The sequence below is a fragment of the Lutibacter sp. A80 genome (assembly GCF_022429645.1).
GTDB lineage: Bacteria > Bacteroidota > Bacteroidia > Flavobacteriales > Flavobacteriaceae > Lutibacter.
Genome location: NZ_CP092480.1, coordinates 1,568,149 through 1,583,131 on the forward strand (window position 1 = coordinate 1,568,149; position 14,983 = coordinate 1,583,131).

Here is a 14,983-nt window from a genome sequence, read left to right on the forward strand (position 1 = left end):
TAATTAGTGACTTTTACAATTTATTTTTTATTTACTTCTATGTTCTCTATAAATTGGTCAAATAGATATGAAGAATCATGTGGTCCAGGACTAGCCTCTGGGTGATATTGTACTGAAAAACAATTTTTATTTTTCATTTTCATACCGGCTAAAGTATTATCATTTAAATGTAAATGTGTGACTTCAAAATCTGGATGTGCATCAACTGCTTCCTTACTAACAACAAATCCATGATTTTGTGAAGTAATTTCACCTTTACCAGTTAACAAGTTTTTTACTGGATGATTAATACCTCTATGCCCGTTGTGCATTTTATAAATTTCCATATTATTAGCCAATGCAATAATTTGATGTCCTAAACAAATTCCAAACAATGGAAGGTTTTGCTTAATTATTTCCTTTGCTACATTTTTAGCTTCTTCTAAAGGTGTTGGATCACCAGGTCCATTAGATAGAAAATAACCATCTGGATTAAAAGCAGCCATTTCCTCAAAGGTTGCATTGTATGGAAATACTTTTATATAGCATCCTCTTTTAGCTAAATTTCTTAGAATATTCTTTTTTATACCTAAATCTAGAGCTGAAATTTTATAAGGAGCATTCTCGTCACCATAAAAATAAGGTTCTTTAGTTGATACTTTAGATGCTAATTCTAAACCTTTCATATCCGGAACACCAATTAATTGCTCTTTTAAAGATGCAATATCTAAATTGGTTGAAATAACAGCATTCATAGCTCCTTTATCTCTAATATAACTAACAACGGCACGTGTATCAATATCGGAAATAGCCATTAAATTTTGTTTTTCAAAATAATTTTCAAGCGAACCTTCTGCGTTTATACGAGAATAATTAAAACTAAAATTTTTACATACCAATCCTGAAATTTTAATTGAATCAGATTCCACTTCGTTATTATTAACACCGTAGTTTCCAATATGAGCATTTGTAGTTAACATTAACTGCCCAAAATAAGAAGGATCAGTAAATACTTCTTGATAACCTGTCATTCCTGTATTGTAACAAATTTCTCCAAAAGCGGTTCCGTCTATTCCAATTGATTTTCCTTCAAAAATAGTTCCGTCAGCTAATAATAGAATAGCTTTTTTTTGTTGTTTATATTTCATCTGTTAAATAATTTCTAGTTAGTTTTTGGTTTATTTAAAACTTAATGATTGAATTAAAAAAAATAATTCCTAAATTACTTCAAAATTAAAATTTTTATTTAAAAAAAAGGATAAACTATAAAATAGCTTATCCTTTTAAATTTTATTAAAAAAAGTAAATCATTAATTATCTTCTTTTACATCTTCAGATTTATCAACAGTTTCAACAACTGTTTCTTGAACTTTTTTAGATCTACCTCTACGTGTAGTTTTCTTTTTAGCTTTATTATTAGGGTTATAAATAGTATTATAATCTACTAGTTCAACCATTGCCATAGGAGCGTTATCTCCTTGACGATTTCCTAATTTAATAATACGTAAATAACCTCCTGGTCTATCAGCTACTTTTACAGAAATTTCTTTAAATAATTCTGTTACAGCAAATTTATTTCTTAAATAACTAAATACAACTCTACGGTTATGTGTAGTATCGTCTTTAGATTTAGTAATTAGAGGCTCTACATATTGTCTTAAAGCTTTAGCTTTAGCAACTGTTGTATTAATACGCTTATGTTCAATTAAAGAACAAGCCATATTAGCAAACATAGCTTTTCTATGCGCTGTTTGTCTTCCTAAGTGGTTAAATTTCTTTCCGTGTCTCATCTCTATATTGTATTAATTAAAACCTAAGTTTTAAATTAATCTTTGTCTAATTTATATTTACTCAAATCCATTCCAAAACTTAAACCTTTATTATGAACTAATTCGTCCAATTCAGTTAAAGATTTTTTACCGAAATTACGGAATTTCATTAAATCATTTTTATTAAATGATACCAAATCACCTAATGTATCTACTTCAGCTGCTTTTAAACAATTTAGCGCACGTACAGATAAATCCATATCAACTAATTTTGTTTTTAATAACTGACGCATATGTAGAGATTCCTCATCATAAGTTTCAGTTTGTGCAATCTCATCAGCCTCTAAAGTGATACGCTCATCAGAGAATAACATAAAGTGGTGAATTAAGATTTTAGCTGCTTCAGTTAAAGCATCTTTAGGTGCTATTGATCCATCAGTAGTAATATCAAAAACTAATTTTTCGTAATCAGTTTTTTGTTCTACACGGAAGTTTTCAACAGCATATTTTACATTTATTATTGGTGTAAAAATAGAATCTGTAAAAATAGTTCCTAATGCAACTCCAGACTTTTTATTTTCATCGGCAGGTACAAAACCTCTTCCTTTTTCTATTGTAATTTCAAAATCTAAAGAAACAGATTTTTCCATATTACAGATAACTAGATCGTGATTTAACACTTGAAAACCTGAAATATATTTTTGTAAATCTCCAGCTGTTAATTGCTCTTGATTAGATATTGAAACATTAACAGTTTCTCTATCTGAATCTTCTATTTGTTTCTTAAAACGTACTTGTTTTAAGTTTAAAATAATTTCGGTTACATCTTCTACAACACCTTTAACAGTAGAAAACTCGTGTTCAATACCTTCAATACGAAGTGATGTTATTGCAAAACCTTCTAATGAAGATAAAAGCACTCTTCTTAAAGCATTACCAACTGTTAAACCAAATCCTTGTTCTAACGGTCTAAATTCGAATCTACCTTGAAAATCGGTAGAATCAATCATAATTACTTTATCGGGCTTTTGAAAATTTAAAATTGCCATAATTGAATTGGTATCTTTAAAATTATTTAGAGTATAACTCTACGATTAATTGTTCCTTGATGTTTTCTGGAATTTGAATTCTTTCAGGGACACTAACAAAGTTTCCTTGTTTTGTATCAGAATTCCAAGTAAGCCATTCGTAAACATCATTTCTATTAGCTAAAGAATCTTCAATAGCTACTAACGATTTTGATTTTTCTCTTACAGCTACAACATCACCAGCTTTTAATGAAAAAGAAGGAATACTAACTAATTCACCATTTACAGTAATATGACGATGAGAAACTAATTGACGTGCACCACTACGACTAGGAGCAATTCCTAATCTATATACAACATTATCTAAACGAGATTCACATAATTGAAGTAAAATTTCACCTGTTACTCCTGTAGAAGCAGATGCTTTTTTAAATAAATTAGAGAATTGTTTTTCTAAAATTCCGTAAGTATATTTTGCTTTTTGCTTTTCAGCTAATTGAATAGCGTATTCAGATTTTTTTCCTCTACGTCTATTGTTTCCATGTTGTCCTGGAGGATAATTTCTTTTTTCGAAAGATTTATCTTCTCCAAAAATTGCTTCGCCAAATTTACGAGCAATTTTAGTTTTTGGTCCTGTATATCTTGCCATTTTTTTTAGTTATTGGTAGGGATTATGAATTAAGGCTAATCCTTCGATAATCTAAATTCCTACCTGTTAAAATATTAATTTATTATACTCTTCTTCTTTTTGGTGGTCTACAACCATTATGTGGTAATGGAGTAACATCAATAATTTCAGAAACTTCGATTCCTAAATTATGAATAGATCTAATTGCAGATTCTCTACCGTTACCAGGTCCTTTTACAAAGACTTTAACTTTTCTCATTCCTGCCTCATGTGCAACACGTGCACAATCTTCTGCAGCTAACTGAGCAGCATAAGGAGTATTCTTTTTAGAACCTCTAAATCCCATTTTCCCTGCTGATGACCAAGATATTACATCACCTCTTTTATTTGTAAGTGAAATAATAATATTGTTGAATGAAGCTGTGATGTGTGCTTCACCCACAGTTTCAACTATAACTTTACGTTTTTTTGAACTAGTTTTCGCCATATTTTTTAGTTTTAGTTGTTAGTTCTTAGTTTTTAGAATCCTAAACATTTCTATTTCAAACAGATTCATCTAACTTCTAATCACTACTTTCTAACACCTTTAATTATTTAGTTGCCTTTTTCTTATTAGCTACAGTCTTACGTTTACCTTTTCTGGTTCTAGAATTATTCTTAGTTCTTTGACCTCTTAATGGTAAACCTGATCTATGACGAATTCCTCTGTAACATCCAATATCCATTAATCGCTTAATGCTTAATTGAATTTCTGAACGTAATTCACCTTCAATAGTTAATGTACCAACAGCTTCACGAATACTGTGAATCTCTTCATCCGTCCAATCTTGAACTTTTGTACTTTCATCTACTTTTGCTGCAGCTAAAATTTCTTTAGCTTTGCTTTTTCCAATTCCAAAAATATATGTTAACGCAATAACACCTCTTTTATTTTTAGGAATATCAATACCTGCTATTCTTGCCATAATTATCCTTGTCTTTGTTTAAATCTAGGATTCTTTTTGTTGATTACATATAATCTGCCTTTTCTACGCACAATCTTGCACTCGGCACTTCTCTTTTTTACTGAAGCTCTAACTTTCATCCGTTTATACTTTAATATCTGTAAGTAATTCTTGCTTTTGTTAAGTCATATGGACTCATCTCTAACTTAACTTTATCTCCAGGTAATAATTTAATATAATGCATACGCATCTTCCCTGAAATATGAGCTGTTACAATGTGTCCATTTTCCAACTCTACACGAAACATTGCATTAGACAATGCTTCTGTAATTGTTCCGTCTTGTTGTATTGCTGGTTGTTTTGCCATTATGTTACTGATTTTCTTTTAGTTCCTTTTTTCATTAAACCATCATAATGACGATTTAATAAATGAGAATTTATTTGTTGAATGGTGTCTATTGCAACTCCAACCATAATCAATAAAGAGGTACCACCATAAAATAATGCCCAAGATTGAGTCAATCCAAATTTAACAACAATTGCTGGTAAAATAGCTACAAGAGCTAAAAATAATGAACCTGGAAATGTTATTAATGATAATACTCTATCTAGCATATCAGCAGTATCTTTACCTGGTCTTATTCCAGGAATAAATCCTCCGCTTCGTTTTAAATCATCAGCCATTTTATTTGTTGGTATTGTAATTGCGGTGTAAAAATAACTAAAAATTATTATTAACAATGCAAATAATACATTATACCAAAAACCAAACATATCTGAAAACTGAATACCAATCTCTTTTATTGTATCGTTACTAGAACGTTGTAACAATGCTGGAGCAAACATAATTGCTTGTGCAAATATAATTGGCATTACACCTGATGAATTTAATTTTAAAGGTAAATAATCTCTGGCACCAGTTACATTTTTAATATTACCTGCTACTGTTTTTCTAGCATATTGAACAGCTATTCTTCGAACAGCAGTTACTAAATAAACACAAACCATTATAACTAAGAACCAAACTATTAGTTCAATTAATATCATAATTGCTCCTCCATTTGATGCTGTTAGTTTAGAAACAGCCTCTTGAATAAAGGATGCTGGAAAACGTGCAATAATACCAATCATAATTAATAATGAAATACCATTACCAATTCCTTTATCAGTAATTTTTTCACCTAACCACATTGCAAAAACAGTTCCAGAAGTTAAAATTACCATTGAACTTATCCAAAACATACTTCCGCTAATATAAAATGCTGAAGAAGGTATTAATTGATAGATATTAGTAATATAAGCTGGACCTTGAACCATAGTAATAGCGATAGTTAACCAACGTGTAATCTGATTGATTTTTTTTCTTCCACTTTCACCATCTTTTTGCAATTTTTGTAAATAAGGAACTGCTATACCCATTAACTGAACAACAATTGAAGCTGATATATAAGGCATAATACCTAAAGCAACAATTGATGCCTGTGCAAAAGCACCTCCAGTAAACATATCAAGTAATCCTAAAATTCCCCCTCCACTAGTTTGATTTTCTAATGCAGTTTGTGCAACAGCAATATCAATACCTGGAAGCGGAACTTGAGCCGCAAAACGATAGATAGCCATAAATCCAAGAGTTAATAGAATCTTATTTCTAAGTTCTTCTATAATCCAAATGTCTTTAATGGTTTGAATAAATTTTTTCATCTATATAATATTATAACGTTTCTGCTGTACCACCAGCATTTTCAATTGCAGCTTTTGCAGTTGCTGTAAATTTATGAACAGTTATGTTTAATTTAGCTTTTAATTCACCGTTTCCTAGTATTTTAACTAAGTCGTTTTTACCAGCTAATCTATTTTCAATTAAAATATCTAATGTAACTGTATCTGTAATTTTACCATTATCAACCAATTCTTGTAATTTATGCAAGTTAATACCTGCATATTCTTTACGGTTCATATTAGTAAAACCAAATTTAGGTACACGTCTTTGTAAAGGCATTTGACCACCTTCAAAACCAACTTTTCTAGAATATCCTGAACGAGATTTTGCCCCTTTGTGACCTCTTGTTGCAGTTCCGCCTTTACCAGAGCCTTGGCCTCTACCAATTCTTTTTCCCTGAGATTTAACAGATCCTGCAGCAGGTTTTAAGTTATTTAATGTCATCTTTTATAAAATGTTATTTAACTTCTTCAACAGAAATTAAGTGTTTAACTGTATTTACCATTCCAAGGATTGCTGGAGTAGCCTCATGTTCTACTACTTGGTCAATCTTATGTAAACCTAGAGCCTCAAGAGTTCTTTTTTGATTTTGAGGACGTCTAATTTTACTTTTCACTTGTGTTACTTTAATTTTTGCCATCGTACTCCTTGTTTTATCCTTTAAATACTTTTTCTAAAGAAATTCCTCTTTCTTTTGCAATCATGCTAGCACTACGCAATTGTAATAAAGCATCAAATGTAGCTTTTACAACATTATGTGGGTTTGATGATCCTTGTGATTTTGAAAGTACATCGTGTACTCCAACAGAATCAAGTACCGCACGTACTGCACCACCTGCAATAACTCCTGTACCGTGTGAAGCTGGTTTTAAAAATACTCTTGCTCCACCAAATTTACCTTTTTGTTCGTGTGGTAAAGTTTGTTTAATAATTGGAATTCTTACTAAATTTTTCTTTGCATCTTCAATTGCTTTTGCAATTGCTGACGCTACATCTTTAGATTTACCTAATCCGTGACCAACAACACCATTTCCGTCTCCAACTACAACAATAGCTGAAAATCCGAATGCTCTACCCCCTTTAGTTACTTTAGTAACTCTTTGTACACCTACTAAGTGATCTTGTAGTTCTAACCCGCTAGGTTTTACTCTTTCTACGTTTTTGTATTTATGATACATAATTTACTAAAATTTTAAACCTGCTTCTCTTGCAGCGTCTGCTAGAGCTTTCACTCTACCGTGATACAAAAATCCATTTCTATCGAATGCAACAGTTTCTATTCCTGCTTTAGAAGCTTTCTCTGCGATAGCTTTTCCTACTGCTTTAGAAACTTCTAATTTTGAACCTGTAGCTTCAATGTCTTTATCTCTTGATGATACTGATACTAAAGTAGTACCTGCATTGTCATCTATTAATTGAGCATAAATTTCTTTGTTACTTCTAAATACAGATAACCTAGGTTTAGTAGCTGTACCTAAAACAATTTTTCTAATTCTATGCTTAATTCTAATTCTTCTTTCAAGCTTTGATAATGCCATAATATAATAAACTTATTATGCAGATTTACCTGCTTTTCTTCTTAATATTTCTCCTACAAATTTAACTCCTTTTCCTTTGTATGGTTCAGGTTTACGCATAGAACGAATCTTTGCTGCAACTGCTCCAACAAGTTGTTTGTCGAATGAAGTTAATTTTACGATAGGGTTTTTCCCTTTTTCTGAAATAGTTTCAACTTTTACTTCTGGAGCTACATCAATCACAATATTATGTGAAAAACCTAAAGCTAAATCTAAAACTTGTCCTTGGTTGCTAGCTCTATAACCAACACCTACAAGTTCTAATTCTTTAGTCCATCCAATTGAAACACCTTTTATCATATTATTTAATAAAGATCTGTATAAACCATGTTTTGCTTTATGGTTTTTACTATCTGAAGGACGTTCAACTATAACTGAACCATCTTCAACTTTAACAGTAATATCATCTTTAATTTCTTGCGTTAACGCTCCCAACTTACCTTTTACAGTAACTACATTATCTTTTATATCTAATGTAACACCTTCTGGTATAGCAACTGGGTTATTTCCTATTCTTGACATCTTTGTTTAGTTCTTTATTAATATACGTAACATAAAACTTCTCCACCAACATGCTCTTCCCTAGCTTGCTTATTAGTCATAACACCTCTAGATGTAGATACTATAGCTATACCTAGTCCGTTTAATACACGTGGCATATCATTTGCTCCAACGTATTTACGTAAACCTGGTGTACTGATACGTTGTAATTTTTTTATAACAGAAGCTTTTGTTGCTTTGTCATATTTTAAGGCAATTTTTATAGTACCTTGAAAACCTGCATCATCAAATTTATAACTTAAAATATAACCTTGATCAAATAAAATCTTAGTTATTTCTTTAGTGATTTTTGAAGCCGGAATTTCAACGACTCTATGACTTGCCATAATTGCATTTCTAACTCTAGTTAGATAGTCCGCGATTGGATCTGTAATCATAATCTATTAATTTAAGGTTTCGGTTTTCATTGCTCTCTGCAACGAACCTAAAACCAATTATTTAAAAATTTTACCAACTAGCTTTTTTAACGCCTGGTATTAAACCTTGGTTTGCCATTTCACGGAATGTAACACGTGAAATACCAAATTGTCTCATGTACCCTTTTGGTCTTCCAGTTAATTTACAACGATTATGCATACGTACTGGTGATGCATTTTTCGGTAATTTTTGTAATGCTTCATAATCTCCAGCTTCTTTTAAAGCTTTACGTTTATCAGCATACTTTTCAACTAACTTTTTTCTTTTAACCTCACGGGCTTTCATTGATTCTTTAGCCATTCCTTAATTCTTTTTAAATGGTAAACCTAATTCACTTAATAATGATTTTGCTTCTTTATCAGTATTGGCAGATGTTACAAATGTAATATCCATACCACTAATTTTGTTTACTTTATCAATATCAATTTCTGGGAAAATGATTTGTTCAGTAATACCTAAATTATAGTTTCCTCTACCATCAAAACCATTTGCCTTGATTCCGTTAAAGTCCCTTACACGAGGTAGAGATGCAGTAACCAATCTATCTAAAAATTCGTACATTTTTGTACCACGTAAAGTTACTTTAGCACCAATTGGCACACCTTTACGTAATTTAAAAGCTGCTACATCTTTTTTAGATACAGTAGATATTGCTTTTTGACCAGAAATTTTAGTCAATTCATCAACAGCATAATCTATTAATTTCTTATCAGCTACAGCTGCACCAACACCTTTACTAATTACAATTTTTTGTAATTTAGGTACTTGCATAATGTTTTTGTAACTGAACTCTTCAGTAAGAGCTTTTACAACTCTATTACTATATTCTTCTTTAAGTCTTGGTATATAAGCCATAACTAAATTGCTTTATCAGATTTTTTAGAGAACCTAACTTTTGTTTCACCTTCAACTCTATAACCTACTTTAGTAACGTTATCTCCTTCAAGTAACATTAAGTTAGATATATGAATTGAAGCTTCCTTTTTAACAATTCCACCTTGTGGATTTTGTGCGCTAGGTTTTGAATGTTTAGATATCATATTAACACCTTCAACAATCGCTCTGTTTTTATTTGGAAAAATTGTAACAACTTTTCCTTCTTCTCCTTTATGATCTCCTGCCATTACTCTAACAGTATCTCCTGATTTTATCTTTAATTTCATCTCTTACTAATTTATTAAAGCACTTCAGGTGCTAATGATACAATTTTCATAAATTGTTTTTCACGAAGTTCTCTTGCAACAGGACCAAAAACACGAGTTCCTTTCATGTCTTCAGTATCTGCATTTAATAATACACAAGCATTATCGTCAAAACGGATATAAGATCCATCTTTTCTTCTAATTTCTTTCTTCGTCCTAACAACCACTGCTTTAGAAACTTGACCTTTTTTAACAGATCCATTTGGTGTAGCATCTTTAATACTAACAACAATTTTATCTCCAATAGAAGCGTAACGTTTTTTAGTTCCTCCTAAAACTCTAATTACTAAAACCTCTTTAGCTCCAGTATTATCTGCGACTCTTAATCTTGATTCTGTCTGTAACATAATTATTTAGCTCTTTCTAGGATTTCTACTAATCTCCAACGTTTTGATTTACTCATTGGACGTGTTTCCATTATTCTAACAGTATCTCCAATATTGCAATCATTTTTCTCATCGTGAGCAACATACTTTTTAGTGCTTAACACGAATTTTCCGTACATAGGGTGCTTCATTTTTTTAACTTCAGCAACAACAATAGATTTCTCCATTTTATTACTTGAAACTACACCTATTCTCTCTTTTCTAAGATTTCTTTTTTCCATCTTTTACTACTGAATACAATTATTGTAATTCTCTTTTTGTTAATTCTGTAGCTACACGCGCTACAGTTCTTCTAAGTACTCTCAATTGCAGTGGAGTTTCCAACGGCGATATTGAATGAGCCATTTTAAGATCTGTATAACTTTTCTTTAAACTTCCAAGTTTATCTTGTAACTCTTCAGTTGATAATTCTATAATTTCTGATTGTTTCATTTTCTTAATCGGTTATTAAGCGTTATCAAAATCTCTAGCTACAACAAACTTTGTTTTAACAGGTAGTTTTTGTGCTGCTAAACGTAAGGCTTCTTTTGCAACATCTGCAGGAACACCTCCAACTTCAAACATAATTCTACCAGGCTTTACAACTGCTACGAAATATTCTGGAGCTCCTTTACCTTTACCCATACGTACTTCTAATGGCTTTTTAGTAATAGGCTTGTCTGGAAATATTTTAATCCATAACTGTCCTTGCCTTTTCATATGACGCGTAGCTGCAATACGAGCTGCCTCTATTTGACGAGAAGTAAGTAGGTTTTGTTCTAAAGATTTTATACCAAACATTCCGTTGGAAAGTTGATGTCCTCTTTGAGAATTTCCGGTCATATTCCCTTTCGCCTTCTGTACTTTACGATATTTAACTCTCTTTGGCTGTAACATTTTTAATTTCTAAATTTTAAAAATTTATTTTCTTCTACGATTTTGTGGTCTTTTAGAATTTCCTCTGTCGCCACCCTTTCCTTGTTTTTTAGAAAGACCAACTAGTGGAGATAATTCTCTTTTTCCATAAACCTCGCCTTTCATAATCCATACTTTAACACCTAAGCGTCCGTATGTAGTATGAGCTTCAACAAGTGCATAGTCTATATCAGCTCTAAATGTAGAAAGAGGAATTCTTCCATCTTTATAATGTTCAGAACGTGCCATTTCAGCTCCGTTTAAACGACCTGATATTTGAACTTTAATACCTTCGGCATTCATCCTCATAGTTGCAGCGATAGCCATTTTAATTGCTCTTCTGTATGAAATTCTGTTTTCAATTTGACGAGCAATACTTGCAGCTACTAATGTTGCATCTAATTCTGGACGCTTAATTTCAAAAATATTAATTTGAACTTCTTTACCTGTAATTTTTTTAAGCTCTTCTTTTAACTTGTCTACCTCTTGACCACCTTTACCGATAATAATACCAGGTCTAGCAGTAGTGATAGTAACGGTTACAAGTTTAAGTGTACGCTCAATTATTACAGTTGAAACACTTGCTTTTGATAATCTGGCATGTACATACCTTCTTATCTTATCATCTTCAGCTAATTTATCACCGTAGTCTCTTCCTCCGTACCAGTTAGAATCCCATCCTCTGATAATTCCTAAACGATTTCCTATTGGATTTGTTTTTTGTCCCATTTCTACTTATGATTGATTGCTTACATTTTTACTTCCTAAAACTAAAGTCACATGATTAGAACGTTTTCTAATACGGTGAGCACGACCTTGTGGTGCTGGTCTTAGTCTTTTTAACATTCCTGCGCTGTCTACAAAAATTTCTTTTACAAATAGACCTGCATCTTCTATACTTGAATCTTCATTCTTAGCTTGCCAGTTTGCAATAGCACTTAACAATAATTTTTCAAGATTAATAGATGCTTCTTTTGAATTAAATTTTAAAATCTGAAGTGCTTTTTCAACTTCAACTCCTCTAACTAAATCCGCAACTAAACGCATTTTTCTAGGTGATGTAGGACAACCTGTAAGCTTAGCAAAAGCTAATTGCTTCTTCTCCTCTTTTATCTGCTGTGCTCTTAATTTTTTTCGAACTCCCATGATTACCTACTTATTTTTTTCCTTTATTTTTAGCACCTGCATGTCCTCTGTAAGAACGTGTTGGTGAAAATTCTCCTAATTTATGCCCTACCATATTTTCAGTTACATAAACTGGTACAAACTGTCTTCCGTTATGTACGGCAATTGTTTGTCCTACAAAATCTGGAGTAATCATACTTGCTCTTGACCAAGTTTTAATTACAGCTTTGTTACCAGATTCAATTTTATCTTGTACTTTCTTCTCAAGTTTATGAAAAACGTAAGGTCCTTTTTTTAATGAACGTGCCATATCTAATTATTTTTTTCTACGTTCTAAAATATATTTATTACTCGCCTTAGTCTTAGATCTAGTTTTGAAACCTTTTGCAGGTATACCGTTTTTAGATCTTGGATGTCCTCCAGAAGACTTTCCTTCACCACCACCCATTGGATGATCTACAGGATTCATTACAACTGGTCTAACTCTTGGTCTTCTACCTAACCAACGTGTTCTACCCGCCTTACCTGAAACAAGTAATTGGTGATCAGAATTAGATACAACTCCAATTGTTGCCATACAAGTTATAAGAATTAATCTTACCTCACCTGATGGTAATTTAACAGTTGCATATTTACCTTCTCTTGCAATTAATTGAGCAAAAGAACCAGCACTACGTGCTAATACAGCTCCTTTACCTGGATGTAATTCTATACATGAGATTGTAGTTCCTAAAGGAATATGGCTTAACAACATTGTATTTCCAACATCAGGAGTAGCTCCTTCACCAGAAACAATAGTTTGCCCAACTTTTAAACCATTTTGAGCAACTATATAACGTTTTTCACCATCTTTGTAAACAACTAATGCAATAAATGCAGTACGATTAGGATCGTACTCAATAGTTTTTACTGTAGCAGGAATACCTGTTTTATTTCTTTTGAAATCAATAATACGGTATTTCTGTTTATGACCACCACCTAAATGGCGCATAGTCATTTTACCTCCACTATTTCGACCTCCAGATTTTTTTTTCGGAGCAAGTAAACTTTTCTCCGGCTTATCAGTAGTTATGGTGTCGAACCCATTTACTACTCTAAAACGCTGACCTGGTGTTATTGGTTTTAATTTTCTAACTGACATTTTTATCTTATCTTAGATATTGCTATAAAAATCAATACTTTCTCCTTCAGCTAATTGAACTATTGCTTTTTTATAAGCTCCTTTCATCGCTTGAACAATTCCACTTTTAGTGTATTTTGTATTACGTTGAACTGGATAATTCATAGTTCTAACACTTTCAATTGCTACACCGTAAGCTTTCTCAACAGCGTTTTTAATTTCAAGTTTATTAGCCTTTTTATTTACAACAAAAGCATAACGATTATATAATTCGCTATCATTTGTTGCCTTTTCCGTGATAATAGGTTTAATTAAAATACTCATATCTGCTACCTATTTACTTAAATTAGATTCAATTCCTTCTAAAGATCCTTCTGAAAGAATAACTTTATTGGCATTTAACAATTCGTAAGTACTTAATCCTGTATTGATTACAGTTTTAGAACGTTTTAAATTGCGCGATGACAAATATACATTATTATTTGGTTCAGCAAAGACAAATAACGATTTTTTGTTCTCAATACCAAACGCTTGCAATATTGCAGTAAAGTTTTTGGTTTTTGGAGTTTCAAAATTAAAGTCTTCTACAACAATAATATTATTCTCTTTTGCTTGAATACTTAAGGCTGATTTACGAGCTAATTTTTTTAAATTTTTGTTTAATTTAAAAGAATGGTCTTGTGGTCTAGGACCAAAAATACGTCCACCTCCTCTAAAAACAGGAGATTTAATACTACCTGCACGAGCTGTACCAGTACCTTTTTGCTTTTTAATTTTTCTAGTACTTCCAGAAATTTCAGCTCTTTCTTTAGCTTTACTAGTTCCTTGTCTTTTATTAGCCAAAAACTGTTTTACATCTAAGTAAACAGCGTGATCGTTTGGCTCAATTCCATATACAGCATCAGAAAGTTCAACTTTTCTTCCTGTATCTTTTCCTTGTATGTCTAAAACTGATACTTTCATTATTTCTGAATGATTACATAAGCGTTTTTATGTCCAGGAATTGCTCCTTTAACAACAAGTAAGTTCTTTTCAGCAACTACTTTTAAAACTCTTAAATTTTGAACTGTTACATTTTTTCCTCCCATTCTACCTGCCATACGCATTCCTTTGAATACACGTGCAGGGTAAGATGCTGCTCCAATTGAACCTGGCGCTCTTAAACGGTTATGTTGACCGTGAGTAGCTTGACCTACACCGGCAAAACCATGACGTTTTACAACCCCTTGAAATCCTTTACCTTTTGAAGTTGCTGATACATCAACAAACTCTCCTTCAGTAAATAATTCAACTGTTAATTCATCACCTAATTTGTGCTCCTCATCAAAATCCTGAAATTCAACAACTTTTTTCTTGGCAGTGGTCCCCGCTTTCTTAAAGTGACCATCTAAAGCTTTATTAGAGCTTTTTGCCTTCTTGTCATCGAAACCAAGTTGAAGGGCATTATACCCATCTACTTCTTCGGTTCTGACTTGGGTAACTACGCACGGACCTGCTTCGATTACTGTACAAGGAATATTCTTCCCATTTTCGTCGAATAAGCTGGTCATTCCGATTTTTCTTCCTATTAACCCAGACATTTCTATTTAATTAAATTAATTATTATTCTATTTTTATTTCAAAAAAACAGGAC

The 14,983-nt window shown here is 31.9% G+C and carries 29 protein-coding genes; all 29 read right to left on the bottom strand.

Annotation, left to right across the window (positions count from 1 at the left end; genetic code table 11):
* Positions 1-20: 20 nt before the first annotated feature.
* The 29 genes from carA to rplC all read right to left on the bottom strand — a co-directional run bounded on the left by carA (position 21) and on the right by rplC (position 14,930).
* Positions 21-1,127 (bottom strand): glutamine-hydrolyzing carbamoyl-phosphate synthase small subunit, encoded by a 1,107-nt coding sequence (gene carA / locus MHL31_RS06780; protein WP_240228347.1) that lies wholly within the window; start codon positions 1,125-1,127, stop codon positions 21-23.
* A gap of 162 nt (positions 1,128-1,289) precedes the next feature.
* A complete protein-coding gene (gene rplQ, locus MHL31_RS06785) occupies positions 1,290-1,769 on the bottom strand; it encodes a 50S ribosomal protein L17 (RefSeq protein WP_240228348.1) in 480 nt (159 codons plus the stop codon).
* A 35-nt stretch (positions 1,770-1,804) separates the two neighbouring features.
* Positions 1,805-2,797 carry a DNA-directed RNA polymerase subunit alpha gene (locus tag MHL31_RS06790; RefSeq protein WP_240228349.1) on the bottom strand — a complete coding sequence of 331 codons (993 nt, stop codon included), beginning with the start codon at positions 2,795-2,797 and terminating at the stop codon, positions 1,805-1,807.
* Positions 2,798-2,819: 22 nt separating this feature from the next.
* Positions 2,820-3,425, bottom strand: coding sequence for a 30S ribosomal protein S4 (gene rpsD, locus MHL31_RS06795; RefSeq protein ID WP_240228350.1), 606 nt, complete (start codon positions 3,423-3,425; stop codon positions 2,820-2,822).
* Positions 3,426-3,507: 82 nt separating this feature from the next.
* Positions 3,508-3,891, bottom strand: a complete 384-nt coding sequence (gene rpsK, locus MHL31_RS06800) for a 30S ribosomal protein S11 (protein WP_240228351.1) — start codon at positions 3,889-3,891, stop codon at positions 3,508-3,510.
* Positions 3,892-3,994: 103 nt separating this feature from the next.
* Positions 3,995-4,369, bottom strand: coding sequence for a 30S ribosomal protein S13 (gene rpsM / locus MHL31_RS06805; protein ID WP_240228352.1), 375 nt, complete (start codon positions 4,367-4,369; stop codon positions 3,995-3,997).
* Positions 4,370-4,371: 2 nt separating this feature from the next.
* On the bottom strand, positions 4,372-4,488 hold the full coding sequence (gene ykgO / locus MHL31_RS06810; protein WP_073370549.1) for a type B 50S ribosomal protein L36: 117 nt from the start codon (positions 4,486-4,488) through the stop codon (positions 4,372-4,374).
* An 11-nt stretch (positions 4,489-4,499) separates the two neighbouring features.
* The gene (gene infA / locus MHL31_RS06815; RefSeq protein WP_068206835.1) at positions 4,500-4,715 is read right to left on the bottom strand and encodes a translation initiation factor IF-1; all 216 of its coding nucleotides are present in this window, start codon (positions 4,713-4,715) and stop codon (positions 4,500-4,502) included.
* Positions 4,715-6,049 carry a preprotein translocase subunit SecY gene (secY, locus tag MHL31_RS06820; RefSeq protein ID WP_240228353.1) on the bottom strand — a complete coding sequence of 445 codons (1,335 nt, stop codon included), beginning with the start codon at positions 6,047-6,049 and terminating at the stop codon, positions 4,715-4,717. Before secY ends, infA begins: the two co-directional genes overlap by 1 nt.
* 10 nt (positions 6,050-6,059) lie before the next feature.
* Positions 6,060-6,512 carry a 50S ribosomal protein L15 gene (gene rplO / locus MHL31_RS06825; protein WP_240228355.1) on the bottom strand — a complete coding sequence of 151 codons (453 nt, stop codon included), beginning with the start codon at positions 6,510-6,512 and terminating at the stop codon, positions 6,060-6,062.
* Between the two features lie 13 nt (positions 6,513-6,525).
* Positions 6,526-6,708, bottom strand: coding sequence for a 50S ribosomal protein L30 (gene rpmD, locus MHL31_RS06830; protein WP_240228356.1), 183 nt, complete (start codon positions 6,706-6,708; stop codon positions 6,526-6,528).
* 13 nt (positions 6,709-6,721) lie between these two features.
* Positions 6,722-7,246, bottom strand: a complete 525-nt coding sequence (gene rpsE, locus MHL31_RS06835; protein ID WP_240228358.1) for a 30S ribosomal protein S5 — start codon at positions 7,244-7,246, stop codon at positions 6,722-6,724.
* Positions 7,247-7,252: 6 nt separating this feature from the next.
* Positions 7,253-7,606: a 50S ribosomal protein L18 gene (gene rplR, locus MHL31_RS06840; RefSeq protein WP_240228360.1), complete on the bottom strand. Its 354-nt coding sequence runs from the start codon at positions 7,604-7,606 to the stop codon at positions 7,253-7,255.
* Between the two features lie 15 nt (positions 7,607-7,621).
* Positions 7,622-8,167 (bottom strand): 50S ribosomal protein L6, encoded by a 546-nt coding sequence (gene rplF / locus MHL31_RS06845; RefSeq protein WP_240228361.1) that lies wholly within the window; start codon positions 8,165-8,167, stop codon positions 7,622-7,624.
* 17 nt (positions 8,168-8,184) lie between these two features.
* Positions 8,185-8,583, bottom strand: a complete 399-nt coding sequence (rpsH, locus tag MHL31_RS06850) for a 30S ribosomal protein S8 (protein WP_240228362.1) — start codon at positions 8,581-8,583, stop codon at positions 8,185-8,187.
* Between the two features lie 70 nt (positions 8,584-8,653).
* Positions 8,654-8,923 (bottom strand): 30S ribosomal protein S14, encoded by a 270-nt coding sequence (rpsN, locus tag MHL31_RS06855; RefSeq protein WP_240228363.1) that lies wholly within the window; start codon positions 8,921-8,923, stop codon positions 8,654-8,656.
* A 3-nt stretch (positions 8,924-8,926) separates the two neighbouring features.
* Positions 8,927-9,478, bottom strand: coding sequence for a 50S ribosomal protein L5 (rplE, locus tag MHL31_RS06860; RefSeq protein WP_240228364.1), 552 nt, complete (start codon positions 9,476-9,478; stop codon positions 8,927-8,929).
* A 2-nt stretch (positions 9,479-9,480) separates the two neighbouring features.
* Positions 9,481-9,786, bottom strand: coding sequence for a 50S ribosomal protein L24 (rplX, locus tag MHL31_RS06865; RefSeq protein ID WP_240228365.1), 306 nt, complete (start codon positions 9,784-9,786; stop codon positions 9,481-9,483).
* A 14-nt stretch (positions 9,787-9,800) separates the two neighbouring features.
* Entirely contained in the window at positions 9,801-10,172 is a 372-nt protein-coding gene (gene rplN, locus MHL31_RS06870; protein WP_134248807.1) for a 50S ribosomal protein L14, read from the bottom strand.
* A 2-nt stretch (positions 10,173-10,174) separates the two neighbouring features.
* A complete protein-coding gene (rpsQ, locus tag MHL31_RS06875; RefSeq protein WP_134248806.1) occupies positions 10,175-10,432 on the bottom strand; it encodes a 30S ribosomal protein S17 in 258 nt (85 codons plus the stop codon).
* A gap of 19 nt (positions 10,433-10,451) precedes the next feature.
* Positions 10,452-10,643 carry a 50S ribosomal protein L29 gene (gene rpmC, locus MHL31_RS06880; RefSeq protein ID WP_240228366.1) on the bottom strand — a complete coding sequence of 64 codons (192 nt, stop codon included), beginning with the start codon at positions 10,641-10,643 and terminating at the stop codon, positions 10,452-10,454.
* A gap of 15 nt (positions 10,644-10,658) precedes the next feature.
* The gene (gene rplP, locus MHL31_RS06885; RefSeq protein ID WP_240228367.1) at positions 10,659-11,087 is read right to left on the bottom strand and encodes a 50S ribosomal protein L16; all 429 of its coding nucleotides are present in this window, start codon (positions 11,085-11,087) and stop codon (positions 10,659-10,661) included.
* 24 nt (positions 11,088-11,111) lie between these two features.
* Positions 11,112-11,834, bottom strand: a complete 723-nt coding sequence (gene rpsC / locus MHL31_RS06890; RefSeq protein WP_240228368.1) for a 30S ribosomal protein S3 — start codon at positions 11,832-11,834, stop codon at positions 11,112-11,114.
* A 6-nt stretch (positions 11,835-11,840) separates the two neighbouring features.
* Positions 11,841-12,251: a 50S ribosomal protein L22 gene (rplV, locus tag MHL31_RS06895; RefSeq protein WP_240228370.1), complete on the bottom strand. Its 411-nt coding sequence runs from the start codon at positions 12,249-12,251 to the stop codon at positions 11,841-11,843.
* Between the two features lie 10 nt (positions 12,252-12,261).
* Complete coding sequence (gene rpsS / locus MHL31_RS06900) at positions 12,262-12,540, bottom strand: 30S ribosomal protein S19 (RefSeq protein ID WP_115880851.1); 279 nt, start codon at positions 12,538-12,540, stop codon at positions 12,262-12,264.
* A 6-nt stretch (positions 12,541-12,546) separates the two neighbouring features.
* Positions 12,547-13,371, bottom strand: a complete 825-nt coding sequence (rplB, locus tag MHL31_RS06905; protein ID WP_240228372.1) for a 50S ribosomal protein L2 — start codon at positions 13,369-13,371, stop codon at positions 12,547-12,549.
* Positions 13,372-13,383: 12 nt separating this feature from the next.
* Complete coding sequence (rplW, locus tag MHL31_RS06910; RefSeq protein ID WP_240228374.1) at positions 13,384-13,674, bottom strand: 50S ribosomal protein L23; 291 nt, start codon at positions 13,672-13,674, stop codon at positions 13,384-13,386.
* Positions 13,675-13,683: 9 nt separating this feature from the next.
* Entirely contained in the window at positions 13,684-14,313 is a 630-nt protein-coding gene (gene rplD, locus MHL31_RS06915) for a 50S ribosomal protein L4 (RefSeq protein WP_240228376.1), read from the bottom strand.
* Entirely contained in the window at positions 14,313-14,930 is a 618-nt protein-coding gene (rplC, locus tag MHL31_RS06920) for a 50S ribosomal protein L3 (RefSeq protein ID WP_240228378.1), read from the bottom strand. Before rplC ends, rplD begins: the two co-directional genes overlap by 1 nt.
* Positions 14,931-14,983 lie beyond the last annotated feature (53 nt).

Coding starts and splice junctions, on each gene's coding strand:
- rpsE (WP_240228358.1), bottom strand. CDS start 7,246: ATGTATCATAAATACAAAAACGTAGAAAGAGTAAAACCTAGCGGGTTA.
- rplQ (WP_240228348.1), bottom strand. CDS start 1,769: ATGAGACACGGAAAGAAATTTAACCACTTAGGAAGACAAACAGCGCAT.
- carA (WP_240228347.1), bottom strand. CDS start 1,127: ATGAAATATAAACAACAAAAAAAAGCTATTCTATTATTAGCTGACGGA.
- rplV (WP_240228370.1), bottom strand. CDS start 12,251: ATGGGAGTTCGAAAAAAATTAAGAGCACAGCAGATAAAAGAGGAGAAG.
- infA (WP_068206835.1), bottom strand. CDS start 4,715: ATGGCAAAACAACCAGCAATACAACAAGACGGAACAATTACAGAAGCA.
- rpsM (WP_240228352.1), bottom strand. CDS start 4,369: ATGGCAAGAATAGCAGGTATTGATATTCCTAAAAATAAAAGAGGTGTT.
- rpmD (WP_240228356.1), bottom strand. CDS start 6,708: ATGGCAAAAATTAAAGTAACACAAGTGAAAAGTAAAATTAGACGTCCT.
- rpmC (WP_240228366.1), bottom strand. CDS start 10,643: ATGAAACAATCAGAAATTATAGAATTATCAACTGAAGAGTTACAAGAT.
- rpsN (WP_240228363.1), bottom strand. CDS start 8,923: ATGGCTAAAGAATCAATGAAAGCCCGTGAGGTTAAAAGAAAAAAGTTA.
- MHL31_RS06790 (WP_240228349.1), bottom strand. CDS start 2,797: ATGGCAATTTTAAATTTTCAAAAGCCCGATAAAGTAATTATGATTGAT.
- rplC (WP_240228378.1), bottom strand. CDS start 14,930: ATGTCTGGGTTAATAGGAAGAAAAATCGGAATGACCAGCTTATTCGAC.
- rpsC (WP_240228368.1), bottom strand. CDS start 11,834: ATGGGACAAAAAACAAATCCAATAGGAAATCGTTTAGGAATTATCAGA.
- rplB (WP_240228372.1), bottom strand. CDS start 13,371: ATGTCAGTTAGAAAATTAAAACCAATAACACCAGGTCAGCGTTTTAGA.
- rplX (WP_240228365.1), bottom strand. CDS start 9,786: ATGAAATTAAAGATAAAATCAGGAGATACTGTTAGAGTAATGGCAGGA.
- rpsH (WP_240228362.1), bottom strand. CDS start 8,583: ATGATTACAGATCCAATCGCGGACTATCTAACTAGAGTTAGAAATGCA.
- rplD (WP_240228376.1), bottom strand. CDS start 14,313: ATGAAAGTATCAGTTTTAGACATACAAGGAAAAGATACAGGAAGAAAA.
- ykgO (WP_073370549.1), bottom strand. CDS start 4,488: ATGAAAGTTAGAGCTTCAGTAAAAAAGAGAAGTGCCGAGTGCAAGATT.
- rplN (WP_134248807.1), bottom strand. CDS start 10,172: ATGTTACAGACAGAATCAAGATTAAGAGTCGCAGATAATACTGGAGCT.
- rplE (WP_240228364.1), bottom strand. CDS start 9,478: ATGGCTTATATACCAAGACTTAAAGAAGAATATAGTAATAGAGTTGTA.
- rpsS (WP_115880851.1), bottom strand. CDS start 12,540: ATGGCACGTTCATTAAAAAAAGGACCTTACGTTTTTCATAAACTTGAG.
- rpsD (WP_240228350.1), bottom strand. CDS start 3,425: ATGGCAAGATATACAGGACCAAAAACTAAAATTGCTCGTAAATTTGGC.
- rplP (WP_240228367.1), bottom strand. CDS start 11,087: ATGTTACAGCCAAAGAGAGTTAAATATCGTAAAGTACAGAAGGCGAAA.
- rplO (WP_240228355.1), bottom strand. CDS start 6,512: ATGACATTAAATAACTTAAAACCTGCTGCAGGATCTGTTAAATCTCAG.
- rpsK (WP_240228351.1), bottom strand. CDS start 3,891: ATGGCGAAAACTAGTTCAAAAAAACGTAAAGTTATAGTTGAAACTGTG.
- rplW (WP_240228374.1), bottom strand. CDS start 13,674: ATGAGTATTTTAATTAAACCTATTATCACGGAAAAGGCAACAAATGAT.
- rplF (WP_240228361.1), bottom strand. CDS start 8,167: ATGTCAAGAATAGGAAATAACCCAGTTGCTATACCAGAAGGTGTTACA.
- rplR (WP_240228360.1), bottom strand. CDS start 7,606: ATGGCATTATCAAAGCTTGAAAGAAGAATTAGAATTAAGCATAGAATT.
- secY (WP_240228353.1), bottom strand. CDS start 6,049: ATGAAAAAATTTATTCAAACCATTAAAGACATTTGGATTATAGAAGAA.
- rpsQ (WP_134248806.1), bottom strand. CDS start 10,432: ATGGAAAAAAGAAATCTTAGAAAAGAGAGAATAGGTGTAGTTTCAAGT.